The organism is Humidesulfovibrio mexicanus (assembly GCF_900188225.1).
Lineage (GTDB): Bacteria > Desulfobacterota > Desulfovibrionia > Desulfovibrionales > Desulfovibrionaceae > Humidesulfovibrio > Humidesulfovibrio mexicanus.
The window spans coordinates 311,754-336,839 of the sequence record NZ_FZOC01000003.1; the positions used below are offsets into that span (position 1 = coordinate 311,754).

General features: G+C 68.4%; 21 protein-coding genes. 8 read left to right on the forward strand and 13 right to left on the reverse strand.

The genetic code is table 11. The annotated features are described in order from the left end of the window. Window positions 1-241: 241 nt before the first annotated feature. From CHB73_RS08090 to CHB73_RS17235, 8 genes are all read right to left on the reverse strand, one after another. On the reverse strand, window positions 242-2,128 hold the full coding sequence (locus CHB73_RS08090) for a 4Fe-4S ferredoxin (protein ID WP_089273934.1): 1,887 nt from the start codon (window positions 2,126-2,128) through the stop codon (window positions 242-244). A gap of 113 nt (window positions 2,129-2,241) precedes the next feature. Further along, window positions 2,242-2,814: a cupin domain-containing protein gene (locus CHB73_RS08095; protein ID WP_089273936.1), complete on the reverse strand. Its 573-nt coding sequence runs from the start codon at window positions 2,812-2,814 to the stop codon at window positions 2,242-2,244. After that, window positions 2,811-8,381 (reverse strand): PAS domain S-box protein, encoded by a 5,571-nt coding sequence (locus CHB73_RS08100; RefSeq protein WP_089273938.1) that lies wholly within the window; start codon window positions 8,379-8,381, stop codon window positions 2,811-2,813. Before CHB73_RS08100 ends, CHB73_RS08095 begins: the two co-directional genes overlap by 4 nt. A 107-nt stretch (window positions 8,382-8,488) precedes the next feature. Continuing rightward, window positions 8,489-9,484, reverse strand: coding sequence for a signal peptide peptidase SppA (sppA, locus tag CHB73_RS08105; protein WP_179216955.1), 996 nt, complete (start codon window positions 9,482-9,484; stop codon window positions 8,489-8,491). Between the two features lie 29 nt (window positions 9,485-9,513). Next, a complete protein-coding gene (locus tag CHB73_RS08110; protein WP_089274210.1) occupies window positions 9,514-10,296 on the reverse strand; it encodes an adenosylcobinamide-GDP ribazoletransferase in 783 nt (260 codons plus the stop codon). A gap of 5 nt (window positions 10,297-10,301) precedes the next feature. Beyond that, complete coding sequence (locus CHB73_RS08115) at window positions 10,302-11,105, reverse strand: SAM hydrolase/SAM-dependent halogenase family protein (RefSeq protein ID WP_089273942.1); 804 nt, start codon at window positions 11,103-11,105, stop codon at window positions 10,302-10,304. After that, window positions 11,105-11,989 (reverse strand): YitT family protein, encoded by an 885-nt coding sequence (locus CHB73_RS08120; RefSeq protein WP_089273944.1) that lies wholly within the window; start codon window positions 11,987-11,989, stop codon window positions 11,105-11,107. The genes CHB73_RS08115 and CHB73_RS08120 overlap by 1 nt, the downstream gene beginning before the upstream one ends. Window positions 11,990-12,140: 151 nt before the next feature. Next, a complete protein-coding gene (locus tag CHB73_RS17235) occupies window positions 12,141-12,539 on the reverse strand; it encodes a hypothetical protein (RefSeq protein WP_089273946.1) in 399 nt (132 codons plus the stop codon). Window positions 12,540-12,741: 202 nt separating this feature from the next. Here CHB73_RS17235 and purD point away from each other — a divergent pair, with 202 nt between their 5' ends. The 4 genes from purD (at window position 12,742) to CHB73_RS08145 (ending at window position 17,250) form a co-directional block, all read left to right on the forward strand. Beyond that, on the forward strand, window positions 12,742-14,031 hold the full coding sequence (gene purD / locus CHB73_RS08130; RefSeq protein ID WP_089273948.1) for a phosphoribosylamine--glycine ligase: 1,290 nt from the start codon (window positions 12,742-12,744) through the stop codon (window positions 14,029-14,031). A gap of 1 nt (window position 14,032) precedes the next feature. After that, entirely contained in the window at window positions 14,033-14,560 is a 528-nt protein-coding gene (gene purE, locus CHB73_RS08135) for a 5-(carboxyamino)imidazole ribonucleotide mutase (RefSeq protein ID WP_089273950.1), read from the forward strand. Beyond that, window positions 14,557-15,567, forward strand: coding sequence for a GTP 3',8-cyclase MoaA (gene moaA / locus CHB73_RS08140; protein WP_235641555.1), 1,011 nt, complete (start codon window positions 14,557-14,559; stop codon window positions 15,565-15,567). Before purE ends, moaA begins: the two co-directional genes overlap by 4 nt. A 63-nt stretch (window positions 15,568-15,630) precedes the next feature. Beyond that, on the forward strand, window positions 15,631-17,250 hold the full coding sequence (locus CHB73_RS08145; RefSeq protein WP_089273952.1) for a sensor domain-containing diguanylate cyclase: 1,620 nt from the start codon (window positions 15,631-15,633) through the stop codon (window positions 17,248-17,250). Here the strand turns inward: CHB73_RS08145 and CHB73_RS08150 are convergent. Then, window positions 17,247-17,507, reverse strand: a complete 261-nt coding sequence (locus CHB73_RS08150; protein WP_089273954.1) for a hypothetical protein — start codon at window positions 17,505-17,507, stop codon at window positions 17,247-17,249. The genes CHB73_RS08145 and CHB73_RS08150 overlap by 4 nt on opposite strands. A gap of 290 nt (window positions 17,508-17,797) precedes the next feature. Between CHB73_RS08150 and CHB73_RS08155 the strand changes: the two genes are divergently transcribed. Beyond that, the gene (locus tag CHB73_RS08155) at window positions 17,798-18,193 is read left to right on the forward strand and encodes a MucR family transcriptional regulator (protein ID WP_089273956.1); all 396 of its coding nucleotides are present in this window, start codon (window positions 17,798-17,800) and stop codon (window positions 18,191-18,193) included. Window positions 18,194-18,272: 79 nt separating this feature from the next. Here the strand turns inward: CHB73_RS08155 and pstA are convergent, their stop codons facing one another. From pstA to CHB73_RS08170, 3 genes are all read right to left on the reverse strand, one after another. After that, window positions 18,273-19,109: a phosphate ABC transporter permease PstA gene (gene pstA, locus CHB73_RS08160; protein WP_407656608.1), complete on the reverse strand. Its 837-nt coding sequence runs from the start codon at window positions 19,107-19,109 to the stop codon at window positions 18,273-18,275. Window positions 19,110-19,227: 118 nt separating this feature from the next. Continuing rightward, a complete protein-coding gene (gene pstC, locus CHB73_RS08165) occupies window positions 19,228-20,118 on the reverse strand; it encodes a phosphate ABC transporter permease subunit PstC (RefSeq protein ID WP_089273958.1) in 891 nt (296 codons plus the stop codon). A gap of 111 nt (window positions 20,119-20,229) precedes the next feature. Next, the gene (locus CHB73_RS08170) at window positions 20,230-21,069 is read right to left on the reverse strand and encodes a PstS family phosphate ABC transporter substrate-binding protein (protein WP_089273961.1); all 840 of its coding nucleotides are present in this window, start codon (window positions 21,067-21,069) and stop codon (window positions 20,230-20,232) included. A 160-nt stretch (window positions 21,070-21,229) separates the two neighbouring features. On the opposite strand from CHB73_RS08170, the gene CHB73_RS08175 reads away from it, so the two are divergent. Genes CHB73_RS08175 through era form a run of 3 tightly spaced genes read left to right on the forward strand, consistent with a single transcriptional unit; the run spans window position 21,230 to window position 24,588 of the window. Next, window positions 21,230-22,594 carry a protoporphyrinogen/coproporphyrinogen oxidase gene (locus tag CHB73_RS08175; protein WP_089273963.1) on the forward strand — a complete coding sequence of 455 codons (1,365 nt, stop codon included), beginning with the start codon at window positions 21,230-21,232 and terminating at the stop codon, window positions 22,592-22,594. Next, entirely contained in the window at window positions 22,585-23,664 is a 1,080-nt protein-coding gene (locus tag CHB73_RS08180; RefSeq protein ID WP_235641556.1) for a M24 family metallopeptidase, read from the forward strand. Before CHB73_RS08175 ends, CHB73_RS08180 begins: the two co-directional genes overlap by 10 nt. A 12-nt stretch (window positions 23,665-23,676) precedes the next feature. Beyond that, entirely contained in the window at window positions 23,677-24,588 is a 912-nt protein-coding gene (era, locus tag CHB73_RS08185; RefSeq protein WP_089273965.1) for a GTPase Era, read from the forward strand. A 179-nt stretch (window positions 24,589-24,767) separates the two neighbouring features. Here the strand turns inward: era and CHB73_RS16755 are convergent, their stop codons facing one another. Then, the gene (locus CHB73_RS16755) at window positions 24,768-24,962 is read right to left on the reverse strand and encodes a hypothetical protein (RefSeq protein ID WP_089273967.1); all 195 of its coding nucleotides are present in this window, start codon (window positions 24,960-24,962) and stop codon (window positions 24,768-24,770) included. Window positions 24,963-25,086: the final 124 nt, after the last annotated feature.

Consider the following 25,086-nt stretch of genomic DNA (forward strand, 5'->3'; position numbering starts at 1 on the left):
AAGAATGGATGTTCGCCGGGGGAGGCGGGAAACTTTTTTCAAAAAGTTTCCCGCCTCCCCCGGACCCCCTCCACCCTTCAAAAACTTTTATATGTGGGGAAGGGGGCTTGTGTTCGTTTCAGCGTGATCGTCCGGGTCGATATATCAAAACCCTCCCCCCATGAAAAGTTTTCGGGGGGTTGGGGGGTGCGGGGGGAAGGGGACCCTTTTGAAAAAAGGGTCCCCTTCCCCCCGTGTTCGCCTAATTCTCCGCCGAGTGCAGGCCGCCCGCGCCCGCGCTGAAGCGGACGTTGGCGCCTTCGCCGCCGTCTGGCGAGGGCTTGCTGCAGTTCCAGATGCAGGCGCCGCAGTGCACGCATTTCTCGCGGTCGAAGAGCGGCGCGCCGCCTTCCGGATTGGTGCTGATGGCCTGGCCGGAGCAGGCCTCCACGCAGACCTTTTCGTCGCAGGTCTTGCACAGCTGCGTGCTTTTGAAGGTCACATGGTCGCGATAGCCGGGCGCGGCCTGCACCTTTCCGCCCATAAGCAGGGCGTCCTGGTGCGAGACGAGCAACTGCCCGTCGTGCTGGATGGCGGGCCAGCCCGCGCGGTCCATGAGCGCGCCGGAGAGCGGCAGGCCCTTGGCCGTGCAGTCGCGCCGGATGGCGTCGATCTCCTCCGGGCTGATGCGGCCGCGGAAGAACTCCTCGATGCTGGGGATGCGCTCGTGGGGCTTTTTGCTGGCCCCTGGCCAGAACAGCTTGCCGCCGGAGAAGCCGGTGAGGGCCATGCCCATGAGCCCCTGCACCACGCCCACCTGGAAGCCGTCGCGGGCCTTCTCCGCGGCCTGGGCCTCGCGGTCCAGCCAGGAGTCGCGGCGGCGGCGCACGTAGCTGGCCTCAAGGTTCTCGCGGGTGAAGGGCTTGTCGGCCTTGAGCAGTTCCAGCACGCTGACGCCCAGCAGCACGCCGCTGGTCCAGGCCTCGTCGAAGCCGGAGCCGGTGAGCACGTTGGTGGTGCCGGAGCCCTCGCCGATGCGCGCATAGCCGTCGCCCGCGAGGTGCGGCTCGCCCTTGCGGCCGGATTCCTGGAGGCTTTTGGCCCCCCAGGAGCGCATCCGCCCGCCCTTGAGGTGCTTCCACAGGGCCGGGTGCTGCATCCAGTGCTGCAGGTAGCGGTAGCCGGTGCGCACGGGGTTGTCGAACCAGGAGGGCACGAAAATGCCGAGGGAGGCCACGTTGCCGGGATACACGTAGAGGAAGCCGAAAATCTCGGGCTCCGGGAAGCCCAGCGTGTGCAGCACCGTGCCTTCCTTGAGCTGGCAGTCCTCGGGCAGGTCCACCACCATCTTCATGCCCACGGCCCACTCGCGCGCGTGGTTGCCCACGGGCAGGCCGAGCTTCTCGTCCAGCGCGCGGCCCACCGCGCCCACCGGGCCGTCGCCCACCACCGTCAGCGCGGCGCGGATGTCCATGCCGGGCATGAACCCGGCCTCGGGCGCGCCCTGCTTGTCCACGCCCTGGTCCTGCAGGCGTACGCCCGCCACCACGCGGTCGAAGAGGATGGGCTCGGCCACGGGGGTGCCGGGCCAGATCTGCGCCACGCCCTGGCCCATGATCTGCGCGCCCGCCCACTGGTTGAACTGGCCCATGGAAAGCAGCAGCCCCGGCTCCTTGCGCAGAAAGCCCGGCACGTAGGGCAGGGCGTAGGCGTGGTCCTTGGCCAGGCCAAGGGCGCGCAAGGCCTTGTCGGCCAGGCGCAGCAGAAGCGGCTTGCGGCTCGCGCCGATGGGGTCGAGGAGGTAGAGCACTTCTTCGTGGGCCACCTCGGTGGCGAAGGGAATCTGCGAAAGGTCGAGGTCCGGGAAGCTGGCGTGCAGCCCGCGTCCCTTGGTCACCACGCCGGACACGCCGAAGCCGATGTCGTCGGCGCGTTCGTAGCAGATGACCTGCGGCGGCATTCCGGGCATGGCCTTGCTTTCCACGGCGGGCGTGCCATCCTCGTCCATCAGGCCCTGGGACAGGGTGTGCAGGAAGCCGCCCATTGCCGGGCCGAAGCCCACGCAGGCGATGTCCACGTCCATGCGCTGGCGCTCAATGCCTTCGGGCAAGCCAGTGTCGGCCTGAGGGGCGGCGGTCTCGTCGGTCATTGCTGTTCCTCGTGCTGGGCGGATGCCGCCGGAAAGCGGAGATGGCGCGGAGGCGGCGGCCTGTCGCGCCGGGTCGGCGGTTTGGCGTTCTTTACCCGCCGGGGGAATGGGAGTCAACCGCGCGCGGGGAGGTCTGCCTGCCGCTCCCCCTCAGGCGTCAGGGCGGCGATGTCGGCCTCCCAGGCCGGGTACTGGCGGGTGAGCCGCGCGCGGTCGCCGTGCTCATAGTCGGCGAAGTCGAAGCCCGGGCTCACGGTGCAGCCAAGCAGGGCGAAGCGCCCGCCAGGCGCAAGGCGGGTTCCTTGCCACACCCCGCGCGGCACCACCACCTGCGGGCGCTCTCCGGCGGCAAGGTTGGCGCCGATGACGAGGCTTTTTCCCTGGCCGTCCGGACCGAGCTGCAGCATGTGCACGGAGTCGCCCAGGTAGAAGTGGAAGATTTCCGTGCTGGCCACCCGGTGCAGGGCCGAAAAGCGCGTGGGCGTGACCAGGTAGTAGATGGCCGTGGCGCAAGCGCGCGGGCCGGTCTGCTGCGGCCCGGCGGAAAACGCGGGCAGGATGCGCGCCGAACGGTAGGTTTCGGCGTAGAGGCCGCCCTCCTGCGGCAGGGGGACGAGGCCGAGGGCCTTGACGATGGCCAGGACTTCCGGGTCTTCGGGCAGGGGGCCGCGATGGGGGGAGGTCATGGGGCGTGCTCCTTTTTGGGTGATGAATCCTGGTGTGCGGCGCGCTGGCGCGCCACGTCCAGGGCGCGGCGCATGGCCGCCATGAGCGCCTCTTCCTCCGCGGGCTTGGCCACGGCCTCGTCCATGCCCGCGTCCAGGAACTGCTGCTTGTCTTCGCTGGAGGCGTATGCCGTGAGGGCCACCACGGCGATGCCCGCGTTGCGTTCCCCGGCCGCGCCCTGGCGTATCTGCCGGGTGGCGGCCAGGCCGTCCATGCGGGGCATCTGCACATCCATGAGCACAAGGTCGAAGTCCTTGTCCTTGAGGGCGGCGAGGACCTCCAGGCCATCGCCCACGCAGACCGCCTCATGGCCGAGGCTGGTGAGCAGGTGCTCCATGAGCACGCGGCCGATGGCGTTGTCTTCGGCCAGGAGCACGCGCAGCGCTCCCGCAGTGCTTGGCGTTGTCGAGAGGGCGTCGCCGGAGCCGCGCGCGTCGGCGTGTTCCAGCGGGGCTTGTCGCGGCGCCGCATTCGGCTCGCCGGGGGGCGGCGTGGCCGTGCGGGGATGCGGGCCGGAGGGGGATGCTTCGGCCTGGCCGCTCGGCCGGGCGGGGATGTCCTGGGGCCGCGCCAGGCGGAAGGGGATGCGGGCGTAGACCGTGGCGCCTTGCCCCGGCGCGCTGTCGATGGAGATGCTTCCGCCCATGCGCTCCACCAGGCTTTTGCATATGGCCAGGCCAAGGCCCGTGCCGCCATGCTCCTTGGCGTAGGAGCTGTCGGCCTGGCTGAAGCTGTCGAAGATGTGCGGCAGGTAGCCGGGGTCTATGCCCACGCCGGTATCCGTGACGCTGAAGCGCAGCCGGGGGCCTTCCGGCGCGGCCTCGTCCAGCGTGACGCAGAGGTCCACCCCGCCGGAATGGGTGAACTTCAGGGCGTTGCTCAGGAAGTTTCGCAGCACCTGGCCCAGGCGGTCGGCATCGCCCAGCAGGGCGTCGGGAACAAGGGGGTCCACGGCGCAGGTGAAGTCCAGCCCGCGCTCTTTGGCCAGCAGGGCGCAGGGGGCGCAGAGCTCGTCCAGGCAGGCGCGCAGGGAGAAGGGCGCGGGGCGCAAGGTCAGCCGTCCGGCCTCGATCTTGGAGAAGTCCAGGATGTCGTTGACCACGGCGAGCAACGCCCGGGCCGATTCCTGGGCCATGCGCGCCAGGCGGTGCTGCTCCTCGTCCAGGCAGGTGTGGACGAGCTGCCGAATGGCCCCGACGGCCCCGGCCAGCGGGGTGCGTATCTCGTGGCTCATGTTGGCCAGGAACTGGGCTTTGGCGCGCGTGGCCTCCTCTGCCTGGGCCTTGGCCCTGCGCAGGGCGTCCTCTGTGGCCTTGCGGTCGGTGATGTCGGTGAGGGCGCCCACGAATCCCCTGGGGGCTGCGTCTGCCGAGCGCAGCACAGCGGCGCGCACCAGCACCCAGCGCCGCCTTGCGCCGGGCGAGCGCATCAGGAATTCCGCAGTGAAGTCCGCCCCGGTCCGCAGCATTTCGCGGAAACCGTCCAGCATGGCGCGCCGATCCTGGGGATCCAGGGTCTTGAGCCAGCCAAGCGCCAGGGGGAAGTCCGGCGGGAAGCCGCTGATGGCCGACCAGGTATCGTTGACGTAGGTGCAGCGGCCGTCGATTCCGGCCTGGAAAATGCCCACCGGCGACACCTGCGCCAGGGTGCGGAAGCGCTCCTCGCTTCCGGCCAGGGCATCCTCCGCGGCCTTGCGCTCGGTGATGCTGCGCGCCGCTCCCACGGAGCCGATGACCGAGCCCTGGTCGTTGACGAAGGGCGCGGTGCGCACCTCGTAGGTTTCGAAGCGGCCACGGTTGGTCCCGTCTTGCTCGAAGCGTGCGGGCGTCATGTCCGGGTCGTGCCCGCCGCCGCCCAGGCGCAGGGTGTTCCAGGCCGGGTCGTCGGGACGCTGGGCTCGCAGACGCCGCAGGAAGTGTTCGTCGGTGCGGCCAAGGACGGCTTGAGGGTCCGCCGCGTCCAGGTACTGCTCGCAGGTGGCCTTGTTGGCGAACAGGTAGCGGCCGTCCATGTCCTTGGCCCAGATGAGGTCGGGCACGTTGTCGCACATGAGCCTGAGCATCACCGCCAGTTCGCGGTAGCGCAGCTCGCTTAAGCGCAGGGCCATTTCCGCGCTTTTGCGCTGGGTCACGTCCACGGCGTAGATGTTCACATAGCCCTTGTCCATGAAGGGGGTGAGCGTGAAGCTGTAGATGCCGCTGACATAGGAGCGCTCGGAGTGGCGCACCTGTCCCGTCTCCAGGGCCAGCGCCAGCTCGCGCTGCAGCTCCTGGGGCAGCGCGCCGCCCACTCGCTGGCCCCAGTTGTCCAGCAGCGGCCCGGCGGCCGGATTGGCGAAAAGCAGGGCGCCGTCCTTGTCGGCTCGCAGCACCGGATTGGGATTTTCCACCGGGAAGCGCGCCACCAGGGCAAGGCGTTCTTCGGCCAGCTTGCGGGCGCTGATGTCGCTGTGCGTGCCGGACATGACCAGCGGCGCGCCATCGGCCCCGCGCTGGAACACACGGCCGCGGGTATGCACCCAGACCCAGTGGCCGTCCTTGTGCCGCATCCTGAGTTCGCAGTCATAATAGGGCGTTGTGCCGGAAAAATGCGCGGCCAGCTCGGCCTCGGCCCTGGGCATGTCATCCGGATGCACGCGGCAGCGCCAGGAGTCGATGTGCTGGGGGATTTCCGCCAGACTGTGCCCGAGGATTTCGGCCCAGCGTTCGTTGTAGGCGCTTTCCCCGGTGGCCACGTTCCACTCCCAGGTTCCGGCGTTGGTCCCCAGGATCACGTCCGAAAGCCTGCGGCGTTCCTCGCGCAGGGCGTCCTCGGCCAGCTTGCGGCTGGTGTCGTCCACGTTGAAGCCCACGATGCCGAGGCTCTCGTCGTGCAGGCGCAGCAGGCTCTTGTACACCATGCGGTGTTCCAGGCCTCCGCCCGGTCCCAGGCGGGAGTACCCGTAGCTCATGGTGGAGCCGGGCTCGGCCGCAAGCAGGCGCTGGTCCCAGTCGTGGTGCAGGGCGGCCAGTTCCGGCGGCTCGAAGTTGTGAACCGTCTTGCCGATGTAGTCCGCCTTGTGCGCGCCGCCGTGCATCCGCGCGAAGGCCTGGTTCACCAGCAGGTAGCGGCCTTCCGCATCCTTGCAGAAGAAGGTGTGGGGCAGTGTGTCCACCATGGACTGCACGAAGCGCTGTCCATGGGCCAGGCGGTATTCGGCCTCGCGCAGGCTGGTGGCGTCGATGTTCACGCCCACCAGACGCGCCGGTCGGCCCTGGGAGTCCATGAGCATGAGGGCCGAGGCCTCCACATGGCGCACCGAGCCATCGGCCCGGAGCACCCTGAAGGCGGCCTCGAAGCGGCCGCCGCAGGCCAGGGTGGCGTCCACGGCCTTGCCCACGGCCTCGCGGTCCTCCGGGTGCACGAACAAGAGCCATTGGTCGTTGGATGTCGGCAGCTCCCGTTCCTTCAGGCCGTAAGTCTCCCGCATCACCTCATCCACATGGACCTGGCCGGTCTGCATGTCCCATTCCCAGAGGCCGATGCGCCCGGCCCGAACCGCGAGCTGGAAGCGTTCGGTGAGCTCGCGCAGTCCGCGTTCGGCCTCCTGGCGCTCCAGAATGCTCCACAATCCGTCGGAGAACAGCCTCAGCTGGGCCTCGTCCTCCTCGACATAGGGCTCCGGCTTGTTGGCCACGCCAACCACGGCCATTACGCGTCCGTCGCCGAAGATCGGGACGCTCAGGAAACGCCGGATCTCCACATGCCCCGGGGGCAGGCCGCGCCTGCCGGGATGTGGAGCGGAGAAATCGTTCAGCAGCACGCTGCGCCGCAAGCGCACGGCTTCGCCCCACAGCCCGGCCGCGTCCAGGGGAAAGGCGGTGCCGGTCATGCTTACGGCGCACATTTCCATTACCAAAGGGGTGCAGGCGGCGAGCGTCAGCTCCCGGGCGTCCCCGTTGCAGGTGCAGACGAAGCCGAACTCGCTGCCGGTGATGGCCAGCATCTGCTCCAGGGCGAAGTCCAGCAGCTCCTGGCGGCTGGACTGGCGCATCTCGTGCAGGCGCAGCAGCGCGGCGCGGCGGGTTTGCCTGCGGCGTTCGGCCTGCTCCGCGGCGCGCAATTCGGAGATGTCCTTGACCCCGGCGATGAACATGCGCACGCCGCCGTCCTCCCAGCGGGAGACGCCGACGCTCACCTGGGCCTGGAACACGCCGCCGTCCTTGCGCACGTAGCGTTTCTCCAGCTGATAGCTGTCGTGCAGGCCCCGTGCGGCCTCCTCCTGCAGGCGGGCGTTCTCCTCCAGATCCTCCGGGTGGGTCAGTTCGCGCCAGCTCATACCCAGCAGTTCGTGGCGCGGATAGCCCAGAAGCTCCACAAGGGCCGGGTTGGCGTCCAGAAGGCGTCCGTCCGGTCCGGCCACGCCCACGGGCAGGCTGGAGTGCTGGAACAGGGCGCGGTTGTAGGCGTCGCTTTGGCGCAGGGCGCTGGTCATGCGGTCGGCCAGGGCAACGGCCCGGGCGCGGGTGGCGTCCAGGTTGCGGGTGATGAGCAACACCGCTCCGGCCAGCACGGCCCCCAGCGCCAGCAGCATCAGCGGCTCGCGTTGGGACGGCGCGGTGAGGGGCGCCTCCGGCCAGGAGAAGCTCAAAATCCACCTGCGGCCGTAAAGGTCGAGCACGGTGTTGCGCGTGTACCGGACATCCCCCGCCGGGGGAGCGTGGTGCAGAAACGCTCCAGGGCCGCCCTGGCCCGCATCGTCGCGGATGGTGAGGCCCATGCGCGATGCGGCGGGGCCCAGCGCTTCCGAGACGAGGGCCTCCACCAGCAGCGGGCTGGACACGAAGCCCAGCAAGGCGGCGCGGCGTTCGGCCACGGAGCGCGCGGGAGCTCCGGGAAGATAGACCGGAACGAAGAGCAGACAGCCCGGCTTGGGGCGATCCTGGTCCAGGCAGGTGAGGCTTGTCCTGCCCGAGAGGACGGTCTCCCCGGTGTCGCGCGCGCGGTCCAGGGCCTCCCGGCGCACGGGGTCGGTGTAGAGGTCGAAGCCGATGACGCCCTGGTTGCGCTGGCTCAGGGGATCAAGGAACACCAGCGGGCAGTATTCGTCGCGCCGCCCGGCCGGGTGTATGGCGTAGCCGGGCCGTACGCCGCGCTCCCGGGCGAGGTGCCGTGCAAGGCCGCTGGCGGGAACATGGGGCGCAAAACCAAGGCCCCAGGCGCCTGTTCCGGCATCGGCGCGGCGCAGCCCGGCGGCGTAGGCGGCCCACTGCTCGCTGGTGATGGCTGTGTTGTTGTTCAACAGGCCCAGCCCGCCGCGCAGCAGCAGCTCGTACTGGAGAACCCGGTCGCGCAGGCGCGCGTGCGCCAGCCCGGATTCGCGTTCGAATTCCTGGCGTTCCGCGCGGGAGTTGTCGCGATGCGAGGCCAGGGCCAGGGCCACGGCCGCGGCGAGGATGAGCAGGGGCGTGAGCCAGACCTTCCAGAACGGCAGCGCCCGCCGTGAGGCGGCCAGGTCGTGGGAGGAGGGCGTTGTGCGTGCGGACATGCGGCCCCTGGGCGCGCGGCGTGCGCCGCGCTCGCGCTCGGTTCAGACGGTTGCGGGCTGTCCGGCTGCGTACCAGAGCCCAGCGTTCGGGGCAAGCTGTCCGGGCGTTATCGCGCCAGTCCGGGAGTCCACAGGGCGTAGAGTCCGGCCCGCATGGGCAGCAGGTCCTCAAGCCCGACATGCAGCAGCGCCGGGCGCGGGTCAGCCGCCTCGACCCCGGTCTGGTGCCAGGTGGGGTTGGGGCCGGGGCGGCGGCGGTAGCACACCACGCGGGCGTCCGCGGGCAGCCCGGCAAGGGCCGCAGCCTCGGCCACGGCGTCCTCCATGTAGCCCACGCCGTCGATGAGCCCCAGGTCCTTGGCCTCTGCGGCGGTGAACACGCGCGCCGTGGCGGCCGTGGCCAGGGCTTGGGGCGCAAGCCTTCGGCTGGCCTGGACAAGATCGAGGAAGCGCGCGGCCTGAGCCGCCACCAGGGCGTCGGTGAGGCGCCGCTCCTCGTCCGTCGGCTCCCGGAAGGGCGAGCCCATGTCCTTGAGCGCGCCGGACTTGCTCACGTCCACGCCCACGCCGATCTTGTCCAGCAGCCCGGCCACGCGCGGCTGCAGAAAGACCACGCCCACGCTGCCGGTGATGGTCGTCGGGTGCGCCAGGATGCGGTCCGAGGGCAGGGAGACGTAGTACCCGCCGCTGGTGGCCAGGCCCATCATCATGGTCACCACTTTGACGCCGGTTTCGCGCCGGTAGGCGGCAAGCTCGTGGTGGATGACATCGCTGGCCGTCACCGTGCCGCCGGGGGAGTTCACCTTGAGCAGCAGCGCCTTGATGTTCGTGTCCTTCCTGGCCAGCTTGAGCTGCGCGCTCACCTGCTCCAGCACGCTGGGCTTGGGCCGCAGCAGGCCCTCGCCGCCGTATTCGCTGATGAGCCCGTCGATGGAGAGCAGCAGGATCTTGCCGTCGCCTTGGCCGCTTACGGTCTGCTCGGCGTAGGGGGCGTCCGGCGCGCCCAGCAGGTTGAAGGTGGGCGCGCAGGCGCTGGCGGCCAGACAAACCGCCAGCAGGGCGGCGAGAAGGACCGGCGGCGTGGTGACGGCGAGGTGGCGCATGGCGTGCTCCTTTTGCGGCCCGGAGGCGGTCAGGGATGGGGCAAGGGAAACTGCGCGGCCAGGGCCAGCCCGGCGGCGGCGGCGGTTTCTCCCAGCACGATGGCCGCGCCCAGGAAGTCGCCGTTCAGGCCGCCCACGGCGCGAGCCAGGCGCAGCAGTGCGCATAGCGCGGCCAGGGCCATCCCGGCGGCCAGGACCGTTGCAAGCGGCCAGAAGGCCAGGGCGGGCCCCAGGGCCAGAACAAGGGCCCAGGCCGCCGCGCCGTTGGTGGCGCCGGAGAGGAACAATCCGCCCAGGCCGGGGCGGGCCAGTCCGCGCCCCGCACGGCCCAGCAGCACGGCGCAGGACCGGCCGAAGACCAGGCACCAGGGCAGGGCCAGCAAATCCAGTCCCTTGGCCGTGCGCAGCGCCTCGGCCAGCAGGGCGGCCTGCCCAAGAGTGGCCAGAGCCACGGCCATGACGCCGAAGGCTCCGCTGCGGCTGTCCTTGATGATGGTCCAGAAGCGCTCCGGGTCCAGGTGCTGCCCGGCGGCGTCCATGATGTCGGCCAAACCGTCCAGGTGCAGCCCCCGCGTGAGCCACGCGGCGAGCAGCACGCAGAGCCAGGCCGGGATGAGCGGGCTTGCGGCGAACAGGCCAAAGGAGGCCGAGAGCATGGCCGGGGCGCAGGCGGCCAGGCCGATGACCAGGCCGCACAGGGGCAGGTGGAACATGAGGCGGCGCATGTCGGCCTCTGGGACGACGCGGGCCGGGGCCAGGCGCGACAGAAAGGCCAGGGCGGCCAGAAAGCGGGCCGGAGCGTGTGCCGCCACGGGCGTCAGCCCCACAGCAGGCGCACGGAGTCGCCCCGGCGCAGGCCGAGCGCCTCCGCCGCGGGGGCCTGGTTGGCCGCCAGTTCCAGAAATCCCTGGCTGCCGGAGAGCAGGCCGATTTCGCCGGGGCCGATGTCGGCGTAGGCGTTCACGGGGCGCACGCCGCGGCGCTGCCCCCAGGACATGCGCAGCCAGGACACGGGGCCTGGGGCCTCGAAGCCCGCGCGCAGGGAGAGCAGGCAGTTGCCGTACCGGTCCACGTGCAGCACGCGCGCGTCCACGCCGCAGGGTCCGCAGGAGGTATCGGCCCAGTCCGGTCGCTCGATGTCCGCGCGGTCCATGGGCTCGCCCATTTGGGCCAGGCTTTCGCCGAGCGCCAGCCGCGCCGCCAGCGGGGCGAACACGTCGCGGCCGTGGAAGGTGGCCGAGGCCGCGTATTGGGCAGACGCGCCGGACAGGTCGAACACGCGGGCCGGGGCCAGTCCCGGCGTGAAGAGCAGCAGTCCCAGCAGGCCGTTGTCCGGGGCCAGGAAGTCCTGGCCGCCCTCCGGCGTCTGCACATGCGCGCCCACAATGCGCCGGGTGGAGCCCACGCCGGGGTCCACCACGCAGACGAACACCGCGTCGGGGGGGTAGTGGGGGGCGCTGGCCGCCAGAAAGAAGGCCGCCTGGTCCACGGCGAAGGGCTCCACCTGGTGGGTGATGTCCAGTATGGCCGCGCCGGGGGCGTGCCTGGCCAGGGCGGCGCGCAACTGGCCCGCGTAGGGGTCGGAGAGGCCGAAGTCGGAAAGCAGGGCGATGGGCCGCATCAGTACTCCTTCCTGCCGGAAAAGCCTTGGCCGGTCACGTTGAACCCGGATCCCATGATCAGGAACGCGCCGGGATCGATCTCGTACACCAGCTCTTCCAGGCGCTTCATTTCCAGGTTGTTCAGCATGATGAGCACCACGGGCCGGTCCTCGCCGCTCCAGCCGCCGCGGGCCGGCAATATCGTGGCCCCGCGTCCCAGCCGGTGCAGCACGGCCTGGACCAGGGCGTCCGGCCGGGTGGTGATGACCAGGGCCATGCGCCGCTCGCTGAACATGTTCAGGCAGGCGTCGGTGACCCAGCCGGCCAGGAAGTTCATGGCCACGGAGTAGAGCACGGCTTCCAGCTTCAGGGTGGCGAAGCCCAGGGCGAACACGCAGACGTTGAACAGGAACTCGAAGCGGCCGATGGGCATCCCCAGGCGTTCGCGCACGGCCACGGCCAAAATGTCCGCGCCGCCGGTGGAGCCCATGGAGCGCAGCGCCACGCCGATGCCCGCGCCCAGGGCCACGCCGCAGGCGATGACCGCCAGCCACGGGTCGGAGACGGGCAGCACGTAGGTCAGGCGCTCTATGAAGACGCTGGTGGCGGCCATGCCGTACAGGCTGTAGAGCACGAAGCGGCGGCTGACCAGGAACCAGCCGAGCGCCATGATGGGCACGTTGAGCAGGAAATACCAGGCCCCGGTGTCCAGCGCGGGCATGACGTAGAAGCCCAGCAGCGCCAGGCCCGACACCCCGCCCGCAAGCAGGCCGTGGGGCGCGGCCACGCACTTGATGGCGAAGGCCACCATGAGAGACCCCGCCGTGAGCAACAGCAGGTTCCAGGGCACGGTGAAGGCGTAGCGGCGCAGCCGCCGGAGCAACGCTGGAGCGTCAGTGGTCATGGGGCACCTGGGGCGGGACTCTACAGCATTCTCCACGGCAGGGAAAGAGCCGCCGCGTGGGGAGCGCCGGGCCCCGGGCGCGCGCCAAGGCCACGCCCGGCGTGTCCGAAGGCGCACAACCCTGGCGGTGAAGCGCGGCGAATCCGAACGGCTACAGGCTGTGCAGCAGCCGCGAGACGCTCAGGCATTCCGCGTGGTAGGCGCACTCGCCCTGGTCGCAAAATCCCTGTTCCGCACGGCCGAAGCAGTCGAAATTGCCTTCCTCGCGCTGCTTCATGCGCACCTGCTCCACGCGGGCCAGCATGGCCTCGCGGCTGTTCCGGCGCGCCTTGGCGGGGGCCTCCTTGGCAGGGGCCTTTGCCTGTGGCTTTGCCGGTGACGTGGCCGCCGACTTGGCCATCGGTTTGGCTGGAGGCTTGGCCTGGGGCTTCACGGCAGGCGGCCTGGCCGTCGGCTTCACGGCAGGCGTCGCGGCCGTTTTCCCGGCTGCGCCGACCTTTCTGGCGTCGGCCTTGGCGGGTGTTTTCGTGGTCTTGGCGCTTGGGTTCATGGCGAATCCTCCCCGTGAGGGTTTTTCAATCATGGGTTTTACGATACGCTATTACTCGAAAGCGAAAGTTGCGCAAGAGCGCATTTGCCGAATTCCGTGTTTCAAACCTCTTGACGCGCGCGCGTGGATCAGATGCCCCGCCTTGCCAAAGCCGGGCGTTTTCTCTATCCAGGGGCACGAAACCGCAAAGTGGAGCGAACGCATGAAGGTGCTTGTCATCGGTTCCGGAGGCAGGGAACACGCCCTGTGCTGGAAGCTTTCATACAATCCCGGCGTCGATGCGGTCATCGCCGCGCCGGGCAACGGGGGCACCGCGCAGGTGGCCCGCAACGTGGCCGTGAAGGATTCGGACATTCAGGGGCTTATGGCCCTGGCCAAGGCCGAAGGCGTGGGGCTTGTGGTGGCCGGGCCGGAGGCCCCGCTGGTGGCGGGCATCGCCGATGCCTGCGCCGCCGCGGGCATTCCCTGCTTCGGGCCGGACGCTTTCGCCGCCCGGCTTGAAGGCAGCAAGGCCTTCGCCAAGACCGTCATGCGCGAGGCCGGGGTGCCCACGGCCCCCTTCGGGGTGTTTGCCGATGTCGGGGAGGCGAGGGCCTATGTCCGGGCCCATGGCGCGCCGCTTGTGGTCAAGGCCGACGGCCTGGCCGCGGGCAAGGGCGTGGTGGTGGCCAGAACCGTGGACGAGGCCCTTGAGGCCCTCGACGACATGATGGTCAAAAAGAGCTTTGGCGAGGCCGGGGCCGCCGTGGTGGTGGAGGACGCGCTCCAGGGCGAGGAGGCCAGCTTCTTGGCCTTTTGCGACGGCGAACAGTTCGCCTTGCTGCCCTCTGCCCAGGACCACAAGGCCGCCTGGGAGGGCGACACCGGCCCCAACACCGGCGGCATGGGCGCGTACAGCCCGGCCCCCGTCCTGCCCCAGGACAAATACGCCGAGACCGCCGAACTGTGCATCCGCCCCATCCTGCGGCGCATGGCGGAGTTGGGGCACCCGTTCAAGGGCGTGCTGTACGCCGGGCTCATGTTCACCAAGGACGGCCCCATGGTGCTGGAGTATAACGTGCGCTTCGGCGATCCCGAATGCCAGCCGCTGCTCATGCGCCTGGACGGGGATCTGCTCCAGATCATGCTGGCCTGCGCCGAGGGCCGCCTGGCCCCGGACATGGTGCGCGTGCGGCAGCAGACCGCCCTTTGCGTGGTGGTGGCCGCGCCGGGCTACCCCGGAAGCTATCCCAAGGGCATGGCGATCCATGGGCTGGCCGAGGCCGACGCCCTGCCGGGCGTGAAGGTATTTCAGGCGGGCACGGCCGTGAAAGACGGCGGGATCGTCACCAGCGGCGGGCGGGTGCTGGGCGTCACGGCCCTGGGCGACACCCTGGCCGAGGCCAAGGCGCGCGCCTACGAGGCCGTGGGCAAGGTCGGGTTCGAGGGGGCGTTCTTCCGCCGCGACATCGGCGACAAGGGCATTGCCCGCAGCAGGGCGAAAGGAGTCTAGCATGACCAAGGTGGCCGTGTTCATGGGCAGCGCCTCGGACGAGGACTTGATGAAGCCCTGCGCCGAGATTCTGGACAGCCTGGGCGTTTCCTACCTGTTTACCGTGACGAGCGCGCACCGCACGCCGGAGCGCACCGAGGCCCTGGTCTCCGAGCTGGAGGCCGGGGGCTGCCAGGTGTTCATCTGCGCGGCGGGCATGGCCGCGCACCTGGCCGGAGCCGTTGCCGCGCGCACCACCAGGCCCGTGTTGGGCGTGCCGCTGGCCGCCTCGCCCCTGGGCGGCATGGACGCGCTTTTGGCCACGGTGCAGATGCCGCCGGGCTTTCCCGTGGGCACCCTGGCCCTGGACAAGGCCGGGGCGAAGAACGCCGCTTGGCTTGCCGCGCAGATCTTGGCGCTTTCGGACCCCGCGCTGGCCCAACGCCTGAAGGACGAGCGCGCCGGGTTCCTCGCCTCGGTGGAAAAGGCCGCCGCCAAGGTGGAACGGGCCGATGCGGAACGCCGCGCCGGAAAGAAGGGCACGTCGTGAACACGCTTTCCGGCCTGCCATTGGCGGATGCCCACGGCCGCAGCGTGAGCTACCTGCGGCTCTCGGTGACCGACCGCTGCAATTTGCGTTGTGTCTACTGCGACAACCAGATGAGCAACCGGCTTTCGCACTTCGACGTGCTGCGCTACGAGGAGATGCTGGACCTTATGGGGCTGGCGCGGGGCCTGGGCATCGGCAAGGTGCGCCTGACCGGGGGCGAACCGTTCGCCCGCAAGGATTTTATGGAGTTTCTGGAGCGCGCGCGCACGCGCTATCCGGACCTGCGCCTGCGCATCACCACCAACGGCACCATGCTGGCGCCCTTCGCCCCGCGATTGGCCGCAGCCGGGGTGGACCGCGTGAACATTTCGCTGGACACCCTGGACCCCGCCACCTTCGCGCGCGTCACCGGGCGCGACCTGTACCATGCGGTGCGCCGCGCCATTGACGCCTGCCTGGAGGCGGGGCTGGGGGTGAAGATCAACGCCGTGGCCATGCGCGGGGTCAACGACCAGGAACTGCCCGGCTTCCTGGCCCTGGCCAGGGAACTGCCGGTGGACGTGCGCTTCATCGAGTACATGCCCATGGGCGGAAGCGAGTGGCACGCGGAACAGGTGTGGCGCGCCTCGGACATTCTGGCCGAAGCCCAGGCCCTGGCCCGGATCACCCTTCTGCCCCGCGACGCAGGAGACGCCGGACCCGCCCAGATGTATGCCATCGAGGGCGGCAAGGGGCGACTGGGACTCATCACCCCCCTGTCCAACCACTTTTGCGCCAGTTGCAACCGTCTGCGCATCACCAGCGGCGGCGTGCTGCGCACCTGCCTGTTCAGCGACAAGGTGTACCGTCTGCGCCCGGCCTTGCGCCATCCCAAGCTCGGTCTGCCCGCCGTGGAGCGCATTCTGCGGCTGGCCCTGCGCAACAAGCCCGTTGGGGCGGACCTGTTGGCCGCGCGGCGCTCGGGCCAGGGCGTGTCGCACACGGCCATGTCCTCCATCGGCGGATAGCGTCGGCGCACAACCGCCGCCCTTCACTTGCGTTTTTGTGGACCGGGCGCTACGGTGCGTACCATGATGGCCTCTCCACGATCCTACAGTCTTGTTCGCAGGCTGCGCGCCATGCTTTGGGCCATGTTGCTGCTGCCTGTGGCTGCGGGCATCGGGTTTTTCACCGTCCACTCCAGCCGCGCCCTGCAGCGCGAGGCCTTGGACGATTTGACGGCGATCCTGCGGCTGCAGCAGCAATTCGTTGAGCACTGGACGCTGGAGCGCTCCGCGGACATCGGCCTGCTGGCTTCGGACCCACGCATCCTCACCCTGCCCGAGCCCCGGTTGCGCGCGATGTTCCGGACGGTGCTGGATGAGAGCCCGGCCTTCAATATCATCGTCTATGTGGATCAGGACGGGCGCACCCGCGGCGACCCGAAAGGGCCGTCGGGCGTGGACGTTTCGGACCGCGACTATTTCAAGGCCGCTCGGGACGGCCGTGAATTCGTTTCGGACGTGATCACCAGCCGACTGACCGGCAAGCGTGAGTTCATCGTCTCCAGCCCCGTGCGCGATGGGCAAGGCCGTTTCCGGGGGCTGATCATGGGCGGGGTGAGCACAGAGGCCCTGTCCACACTAATGCGCACCGTGCAGGACGAAACCTCCGGCAATGCCGTTTTGCTGCGGGCCTCGGGCGAACTCCTGGCTCCGCTTGACGCAGACGGCGGGCTCAAACCCGGCGATGTGCTGCTGGACCGCGCCACGGCGCGGGAGCCGTCCAGTGGCGTGTACCGGAACGCCCAGGGCGAACGCGTGGTGGGAACATATTTGTGGTGTCTCGACGGCAGGTGGCTTCTGGCGGCCGAACGCCTGGAGACCGACGTCATCCGCGTCCATGCCGGTGTGCTGGCCGTTCCGCTTGCGGGAGCGGCGCTGGTGTTTCTGGTTTTCGGCCCGGCGCTTCTGCGCCTGGCGCGCAGCTTGGACGCTCCGCTCAAGCAGTTGGAGGAACACGCCCGGCAGATCGAGCAGGGGAACTTCGAGGTGGCGTGCCCGCCCCTGCCCGTGGCCGATGCGCCCGAGGAAGTGCTGCGTCTGGACCAGGCCTATCGGCTTATGGTGGCGCGCGTGCGCAGCGCCCTGGATGCCCTGCGCGAGGCGTCCTTGACAGACGCCCTCACCGGGGTGGGCAACCGCAAGCGCCTGTTCAGCGAAGGTCCGCGCCTGCTGGACGCCTCCCTGCGGGGCGGGCGGCCGACGAGTGTGCTTATGCTGGACCTGGACCATTTCAAGCTGGTGAACGACGCCCATGGCCACGCCGCCGGAGACGCTGTGCTCGCGGCCTTTGCCGGGCTTCTGCGCGGCCTGTTGCGGCAGAGCGATCTGTTCGCGCGGTATGGCGGGGAGGAGTTCGCCGTGCTGGCCCCCAACGCCGGTGCCCGCCAGGCCGTGGAGCTTGCCGAGCGCATCCGCCAGGCCGTGGAGCGGCTGGAGGTGCCGGTGAACGGGGAGACGCTGCGGTTCACGGTGAGCATCGGCGCGGCCAGCCTGGAGCCTCCCGCCACGGTCCATGCGCAGGGGGCCGTCGCGATCCTTGAGGCCTTGCTGGGCCGTGCCGACGAGGCGCTGTACGCTGCCAAGGCGACAGGAAGAAACCGGGTGGAGTGCCGCAGCATGGCCTCCGGCTCCGCGCCCGTCCTCTAGTTCGCCGGGGCCGCGCTTTTTGCGGCCTTTTGTTCCGGCGACTTGCGCAACCGCACCACCTGGGTGCTGAAGCTCTTTTGTCCCGGCTGGCAGGCCGGACACCCCTCGGACACGATCATGCACTTTTCGTCCAGGGTGCTCGCGTCTATGCCCGCCCAGGCCAGTATCCGGGTGGTGTCTCCGGGACTCCAAAGCACCGGCTGGCCGCACTTCGCGCATTCCACGTACAGCAGTTCCGGATCAAACGGGGTGCGCATTTCGTGCCTCCTTGCCGCGATTGTCCGCTTCGGAACCTGCCCGGTTACGAAGCTGGCCTTGCCACTTCCACAACATAAGCTCTTGACGGCAAAGCGCAAGGGGGCGCGCGGTGTGGCCGCCCGGCGTTTCGGTAAGGTGCTTCTACGTATATTTTTATGTATATTTCCCTTCGCAGCGTCTTTACTTCCCGGCTGCAGTTCTGTACTTCATCCGTGTAGCGTTGTTGCCAGTTGCAAGACGACTGCAGCAGCCGTCGCGATGATTGAACCCCCCCATTGAGGAGACCACGATGGATGATTTTCTGAAAGAGGCGCTGGATATAGTCAAGGCCCAAGCCACGGTGAGAACCATGACCGAGGAGGAAATTCTCTCCATGGTCCGGTCATTGTGCAACGGCATTCGCTCCATCGGGGAAGCGGCGGTTGACGAAGAGGATTCCCCGGCGGCCCCTTCCACGGATCCCAAGAAGGCCATCCGTGAAAAGAGCATCGTCTGCCTCGAATCCGGAAAGACGTTCAAGGTGTTGACCAAGCGGCATCTGGCCAAATTCGGTCTCACCCCGGACGAGTACCGCGAGAAGTGGGGCTACCCCAGGAAGACGCCGCTGGTGTGCAAGGAACTGCAGCGCCAGCGCCGAAAGAAGATGAAGGACATGAAGCTTTGGGAGAAGCGCATCAAGAAATAGAGTGGTCCGCCGGGTTGCAAGGACCAACGAAAAAGGGGGCTGCAAAGCCCCCTTTTTCGTTGCGGCGCGCGCCGTATTCCTAGTGCGCGTGGCGCTTTTGCAACCAGGCGCGCAGCAGTATGGCCGCCAGGTTCATGCCCAGCACAAGGGCGATGAGCACCAGGGCCGTGCCGTATTGGATGGGCCGCGTGAGTTCGATCTCCGTTCCCGCGGTGGCCAGCACGTAGATGTGGTAGGGCAGGGCCATGACGTCCGAGAAGATGCTTGTGGGCATCTTTGGCGTGTAGAACACCGCCGCCGTGAACATGATGGCCGCGGTCTCGCCGGCCGCGCGGCCCACGCCCAGGATGCTCCCGGTGAGGATGCCCGGAAGCGCGCAGGGCAGCACCACCTTCCAGATGGTCTGCCATTTGGTGCCCCCAAGGGCCAGGCTGGCCTCGCGATAGGTGCTGGGCACGTTGCGCAGGGCTTCCTCCGCCGTGCCGATGACCACAGGCAGGCACAGCACGCCAAGGGTCAGCCAGCCCGCGATGAGCGACACCCCGAGTTTCATGGCCGTGACGAAGAGCCCCAGCCCGAACAGGCCGAACACCACCGAGGGCACGCCCGCCAGGTTGTTCACCCCCAGGCGGATGATGCGCATGAGGGTGCCGGGCCTGGCGTACTCGTGCAGGTAGATGGCGCTGGCCACGCCCAGGGGCAGGGCCACGGCCATGGCCCCCAGGGACAGGAGCAGCGTGCCCACGATGCACGGCCACACGCCGCCCTCGGTCATGTAGTTCTTGGGGGGCTGGGTCAAGAACTCCCAGCTGATGGCCGAGATGCCGTTTTTGACCAAGAAGCCCACGATGATGGCCAGGGCCGCGGCCACGACGAGAATGGCTCCGCGCAGAAGCATGAACACCAGCCACTCCATGGCTCTGCGGCGCGCGTCGCGGCTGCGGGTGGCGTTCAAGGCCAGGGGCTGCGGTGCCATGACCGGGGAAGGCATTGCGGTGGCCGCCTCTTGTGTCATGTCTTTTCCCTTCATTGGGTTACAGCGATGCGCTGCCGGCCTGCCGGTGCTTGTGGGAGATGTAGTCGGCCAGGACGTTGAAGGCCAGGGTGACGAGGAACAGCACCATGGCGATGGCGAAAAGCGCGTGGTAGTGGTGGCTGCGGAAGGGGGCCTCGGCCATCTCCGCCGCTATGCTGGCGGGCATGGGCCGCACAGGGCCGAAGAGCGAGTCCGGCAGGATGGCCGCGCCGCCCGCCACCATGAGCACCACCATGGTCTCGCCGATGGCCCGGCTCATGCCCAGGATCACCGCCGTGCCGATGCCCGAGAGCGCGGCCGGGATGGTGACGCGCGCCAGGGTCTCCAGATGCGTGGCCCCAAGGGCCAGGCTGGCCTCTTTCAGTTCGCGCGGCACGGCGTAGATGGCGTCCTCGGACACGCTGGCGATGGTGGGCACGCTCATGAAGGCCAGCATCAGCGCGGCGTTGAACAGGTTGAGCCCGATGTCGATGCCGAGGAAGTCCTGAAGGAACGGGGCCATGACCACCATGCCGAAGAAGCCGATGACCACCGAGGGCAGGCTGGCCAGCATCTCGATGACCGGCTTGGCCACGGCTCGCACGCGGGGGCTGGCGATCTCGGCCAGGTACACGGCGCTCATGACGCCCAGGGGAATGGCCACCAGGGAGGAGAGGGCCGTCACCGCGGCGCTGGCCGCCACCAGCGGCAGAATGCCGTAGTCGGGCCGCAGCTCGTCGGTGGGGTACCAGTCCAGCCCGGTCAAAAAGGCCTTCACGTTGACGAAGCCGAAGGTGGGCAGTCCCTCCATGAACAGAAAGACCATGATCAGGCCGAGCACGGCCAGGGAAGTGACTGCCGTGGCCAGGAAAGCCTGCTTGATGAGCGTTTCTCTTGTGCGGCGGTGCATGGTGTCCCCTCATGTGCCCCTTGCGGGAACCCGTCCCCCGCGCCAGGCTTGCCGGGCGAAGGGGACGGGGCGCAAAGGAAGGTGTTCTTGGCGCTTTGGGGAGTGTGGGGGCTACTTCTTGCCCTTCTTTGCGGCGGAGCCCTTGACGGGCACGTAGTCCACGCTGGCCACGATCTTCTGGCCGGCGTCGGAGAGAATGAAGTTCACGAGCTTGGCCACGTCGCCGCTGGGCTCGCCGTTGGTGTACAGGTACAGGCCGCGGGAAACCGGGTAGGTGCCGTTCAGGGTGTTCTCCACGCTGCCGGCCACGCTTTCCACGGTGAGGGCCTTGAGGCCGGGGGCGTGCGCGTAGGCAAGGCCCACGTAGCCGATGGCGCCCTTCTGCTTGCCCACGACCTGGGCCACGGCGCCGTTGGAGGCCTGCATCTGGGCGCGGGCGTACACGCGCTCCTTTTTCAGCACATGCTCGTTCCAGAATTCGAAGGTGCCGGAGGACGAGTCGCGGGAGACCACGCTGATGGCCATGTCAGCGCCACCCACTTCCTTCCAGTTGGTCACCTTGCCGGTGTAGATGTCCTTCAGCTGGGCCATGGTGAGGTTCTTGACGCCGTTGGCGCTGTTCACCACCGGGGTGATGCAGTCGTAGGCCACCACGATCTGCTTGGGATTGACGCCCTTCTCCTGGGCCAGCTTGATTTCGGAGGCCTTCATCTCGCGGCTCAGCATGGCCAGCGGGGTGCTGCCGTCGATGAGGGCCTTGGCGCCATCGCCGGAGCCGGAGGCGGAAATGGAGATCGCGATGCCCTTGTTATGGGCCATGAAGGCTTCCACGGCCTTCTGCATGATGGGCTGAACAGTGGTGGAGCCCTTGACGGCGATGTCGGCGGCCATCGAGGTGGCGGCCAGGCCCAGAACGAGCAGGGCGGCGAGCGCGAGGCTAAAGCGTTTCATGCATTCCTCCGAATTGGGTTGAAGTTCATGTTCGGTACGGGCATCATATAGCTGCGCCATGTGACGGTTGTGTGACGGCGGGGAGAAAGGTGGGTGACGCGACGCCCCTTGCCGCCCACACCTGCCGCAAGCGGCGCGGCCAGCCAGGGAGGAAGCGCGGATGCGGGTCGACTACGCCATCATCGGGGCCGGGCCAACGGGCCTGGGCGCTGCGCGGCGCTTGAAGGAACTGGGCTGCGAGTCCTTCGTGGTGCTGGAGAAGAACCCTTACGCGGGCGGGCTTTCCGCCAGCTTCACCGATGCAATGGGCTACACCTGGGACATCGGCGGCCATGTCACCTTCTCCCACTATGGGTACTTCGACCGTCTGCTGGACGAGTTGCTGGGCCAGGAGCAGTTGCGCCACCAGCGCAAGGCCTGGGTGCGCTCTTGCGGGGCCTGGGTGCCCTACCCGTTCCAGAACAACATCCGCCACCTGCCCAAGGAGGCGCGGTGGGAGTGCGTGCGCGGCTTGCTGCCCGGCAACCGGCCGGAAAAGACCCCGGAGAACTTCCGCGAGTGGATCCACTGCGTCTTTGGCGAGGGCATCGCCAAAACGTTCCTCTGGCCTTACAACTTCAAGGTCTGGGCCATAGACCCCGCGCGCATGAACAGCACCTGGGTGGGCGAGCGCGTAAGCGTGGTGGGGCTCGAATCCGTGCTCAAGAACATCATCCTGGAGCTGGACGAGCACGGCTGGGGGCCGAACAACACCTTCGCCTTTCCGGCGCGCGGCGGCACGGGCGAGCTGTTCCGCCGCATGGCCGCGCCCCTGGCCGCGCACATCCGCTACGGCTGCGGCGCGGCGAAAATCGACGCCGCCAAAAAGACGCTCGCCACAGCGGCTGGCGACGAGATTTCCTATGGCGCGCTGCTCAATACCGCTCCGCTGGACCTGCTGGTTGCGAACCAGTTGGTCGGCGCGCCGGACGCCTTGGTGGACGCGGCGGGGCGCCTCAAGCACAACGGGGTGTATGTGGCGGGCGTGGGCGCGCGGGGCCGGGCGCGCTTCCAGGGCGGCCCGGACGACCGCTGCTGGATGTACTTTCCGGACGACGACTGCCCCTTCTACCGCGCCACCAACTTCCACAACTACTCGCCCGCCAACGTGCCGGAAAGCGACCCCGGCCGCGCGGCCCTCATGTGCGAGACCAGTTTTTCCGCGCACAAGCCCGAGGAACTCTCAGGGCTCATGGACCGCACCATAAAGGGGCTGGACAGCGTGGGGCTTCTGGCGAAGAATGCGGAGGTGGAGAGCCGCTTCGAACTCACCGTGGACTATGGCTACCCCGTGCCCTGCCTTGAGCGCGACCTGGCCCTGCGCGTCCTGCATCCCTGGCTGGAGCGGCAGGCCATTTTCTCGCGCGGCCGCTTCGGCGGCTGGAAGTACGAGGTGGGCAACATGGACCACAGCGTCATGCAGGGCGTGGAGTGGGCCGAGCGCATGATCACCAAAGAACCGGAGAAGACCTACCAGTGGAACTGACCGATCCCGCCGTTTTCGCCGCCCGGCGCGAGCGCCTGCGCGCCCGCATGGCCGAGGCGGACATCCCCGCGCTGCTTGTCACCCACGCCGCCAACCGCTACTACCTTTCGGGCTTCGAGCTCTTCGACTCCCAGTGCAACGAGTCCGTGGGCTGGCTGGCCATCCTGAAGGACGGCCGCGACCTGCTCATGACCGATGCGCGCTTCACCGACGCGGCCAAGCGTCTGTGGCCCCAGGAGGACACCCTCATCTACGGCGCGGGCAAGCACAAGGCCATGGCCGAGGTGCTGCACGGCCGGGGCGTGCGCGCCCTGGCCTACGACCCCAAGGCCGTCACTGTTTTCGACTACGACGCCTTGCGCGAGCATTTCGAGCTTGCGCCCGCAAGCGGCCTGGTGGAGGAGCTGCGCCGCGTGAAGGAGCCCGCCGAGATCGAGCTGCTGCGCGCGGCCTGCGGCCTGAACCACCGCATCATGCGCGCCCTGCCCGATGCCATGGCCCCCGGCATGAGCGAGGCCGAGGTGGCCTGGATCATCGAACGCATGTTCCGCGAGGCCGGGGCCGAGGGGCTTTCCTTTCCCTCCATCGTGGGCGTGGACCAGAACGCCGCGCTGCCCCACGCCATCCCCGGCGAGGCCAAGGTTCCGCGCGAGGGCTTGGTGCTTGTGGACATCGGCTGCCGCCTGGCCGCCTACTGTTCGGACCAGACCCGCACCTTCTGGGTGGGCCGCGACCCCGGCGAACGCTTCCAGGAAACCAAGCGCCTGGTCATGACCGCGCAGAAGGCGGGCATGGCCGCCGTGCGGCCCGGAGCGCCCATCGCCAGCGCCTATCACGCCGCGCGCAGGGTCTTCGAGGACGCGGGCTGCGCGCACCAGTTCACGCATTCCCTGGGCCACGGCATCGGGCTTGAGACCCACGAAGGGCCCAGCCTCGGCCCCAACGCGGAAGGCGCGTTCGTCCCCGGCATGGTCGTCACCGTGGAGCCCGGCCTCTACGACCCCGCCTGGGGCGGCGTGCGCTGGGAATATATGGTCGTCGTCACCCCGGACGGCTGCGTCCCACTGTAACCAAAGGACCGTATGAGCACCCATCGATTCGGACACGCGGCCCTCATGGGCCCGCCCAATGCGGGCAAAAGCACCCTCATGAACCATATTCTGGGGCAGAAGCTGGCCATCGTCTCCCCCAAGCCGCAAACCACCCGCAACGCCATCAGCGGCATCCACACCACGCCAGACACCCAGATCGTGTTTCTGGACACCCCGGGCGTGCACCGCATGGCAGGGCGCATGAACCGCCTGCTGCTGGAGGCCGCCTGGGGCGCGCTGCACCAGGCCGACTGCGTGGTGCTCATCCTGGACCTCGCCCTCTACGCCAAGAAGCCGCAGCTTTTCGACCGCGAGATCCGCCCCCTCACCGATCCCGTGGCCCGCGTGGGCCGCCCCGTGTTCATCGCCGCCAACAAGGTGGACCAGATACGGCCCAAGGAAAAAATGCTGCCCCTGCTCCTGCGCATCGGCCAGGCCTTTCCCCAGGCTGAAATTTTTCCTGTTTCGGCCCAGACCGGCGACGGCGTTCCCGAACTGCTGGCCGCCATCACCAAGACCCTGCCAGAAGGTCCGGCCCAGTACCCGGAAGACCAGCTCTCCACGGCCTCCGTGCGCTTCCTCGCCGCGGAGACCATTCGCGAAAAGCTCTTCCTCGAACTCGAAGAAGAGCTGCCGTACAATACCCTGGTGGAAATTGAGCTCTGGGAGGAGCCCGAAACCGGCCCCGTGCGCATCAACGCCTGCATCCACGTGGCGCGCAGCAGCCACAAGGGCATGGTCATCGGCAAGGGCGGGCAGATGCTCAAGAAGATCGGCTCCGCCGCGCGGCTGGAGCTGGAAATCATGCTCGAACGCCCCGTGCACCTTGAACTGTGGGTCAAGGTGCGCGAGGACTGGACCGAAGACCCCGCCTTCCTGCGCGAAATGGGCCTGGGCGAATAGCCGGGGCGAGCGAAACCCAGGGGCTCCGCCCCTTCGACCCCGCCGGGGGGTTCTACTAAAAAGTCAGTAATTCCCCGCAGAAGTAGCCTCTGTATGCCCTGAAATTTTCGAGCACCCCAGGCGTCTCATTTTGGGTCGCCTGGGGTGTTCGTCATGCCGTTTCCAGAAGCAGCCTGTCTCTACTCATCGAACTCCATAACCGTGAACCGAAGCACGCTGCGATTCTCCTTGACCAAGCGGTGCAGTTCATCCTCAAAACCCGCGGCAGAACTCGCTCTGATTTCGACGGTGATAGCAACGGCGACGCCGGATCGTGCTGTGAACTGACGAACGACCTCATCCACCAAGTCGGCAAACTGCTTCTTGGCTTGCACCGGGTCAATGTCGGCACTGCCGGAGAATTGCTTTTTCGCCGCCCGCAGAGCCAGTGGGTGTGTGTGTTCCGGGTCGGGGGTGGGGCTTTGTCCCGTCCTGTTCGTTCGGGCAAGCTGTGTCGAT

Bases quoted from the DNA above. Each gene is read 5' to 3' on its own strand.
- era (WP_089273965.1), top strand. From the start codon at position 23,677: ATGAGCACCCATCGATTCGGACACGCGGCCCTCATGGGCCCGCCCAAT.
- pstC (WP_089273958.1), bottom strand. From the start codon at position 20,118: ATGCACCGCCGCACAAGAGAAACGCTCATCAAGCAGGCTTTCCTGGCC.
- CHB73_RS17235 (WP_089273946.1), bottom strand. From the start codon at position 12,539: ATGAACCCAAGCGCCAAGACCACGAAAACACCCGCCAAGGCCGACGCC.
- CHB73_RS08155 (WP_089273956.1), top strand. From the start codon at position 17,798: ATGGATGATTTTCTGAAAGAGGCGCTGGATATAGTCAAGGCCCAAGCC.
- CHB73_RS08090 (WP_089273934.1), bottom strand. From the start codon at position 2,128: ATGACCGACGAGACCGCCGCCCCTCAGGCCGACACTGGCTTGCCCGAA.
- CHB73_RS08170 (WP_089273961.1), bottom strand. From the start codon at position 21,069: ATGAAACGCTTTAGCCTCGCGCTCGCCGCCCTGCTCGTTCTGGGCCTG.
- CHB73_RS08150 (WP_089273954.1), bottom strand. From the start codon at position 17,507: ATGCGCACCCCGTTTGATCCGGAACTGCTGTACGTGGAATGCGCGAAG.
- CHB73_RS08095 (WP_089273936.1), bottom strand. From the start codon at position 2,814: ATGACCTCCCCCCATCGCGGCCCCCTGCCCGAAGACCCGGAAGTCCTG.
- CHB73_RS08100 (WP_089273938.1), bottom strand. From the start codon at position 8,381: ATGTCCGCACGCACAACGCCCTCCTCCCACGACCTGGCCGCCTCACGG.
- sppA (WP_179216955.1), bottom strand. From the start codon at position 9,484: ATGCGCCACCTCGCCGTCACCACGCCGCCGGTCCTTCTCGCCGCCCTG.
- purD (WP_089273948.1), top strand. From the start codon at position 12,742: ATGAAGGTGCTTGTCATCGGTTCCGGAGGCAGGGAACACGCCCTGTGC.
- CHB73_RS08175 (WP_089273963.1), top strand. From the start codon at position 21,230: ATGCGGGTCGACTACGCCATCATCGGGGCCGGGCCAACGGGCCTGGGC.
- pstA (WP_407656608.1), bottom strand. From the start codon at position 19,109: ATGGAGTGGCTGGTGTTCATGCTTCTGCGCGGAGCCATTCTCGTCGTG.
- CHB73_RS08115 (WP_089273942.1), bottom strand. From the start codon at position 11,105: ATGCGGCCCATCGCCCTGCTTTCCGACTTCGGCCTCTCCGACCCCTAC.
- CHB73_RS08120 (WP_089273944.1), bottom strand. From the start codon at position 11,989: ATGACCACTGACGCTCCAGCGTTGCTCCGGCGGCTGCGCCGCTACGCC.
- purE (WP_089273950.1), top strand. From the start codon at position 14,033: ATGACCAAGGTGGCCGTGTTCATGGGCAGCGCCTCGGACGAGGACTTG.
- CHB73_RS08145 (WP_089273952.1), top strand. From the start codon at position 15,631: ATGATGGCCTCTCCACGATCCTACAGTCTTGTTCGCAGGCTGCGCGCC.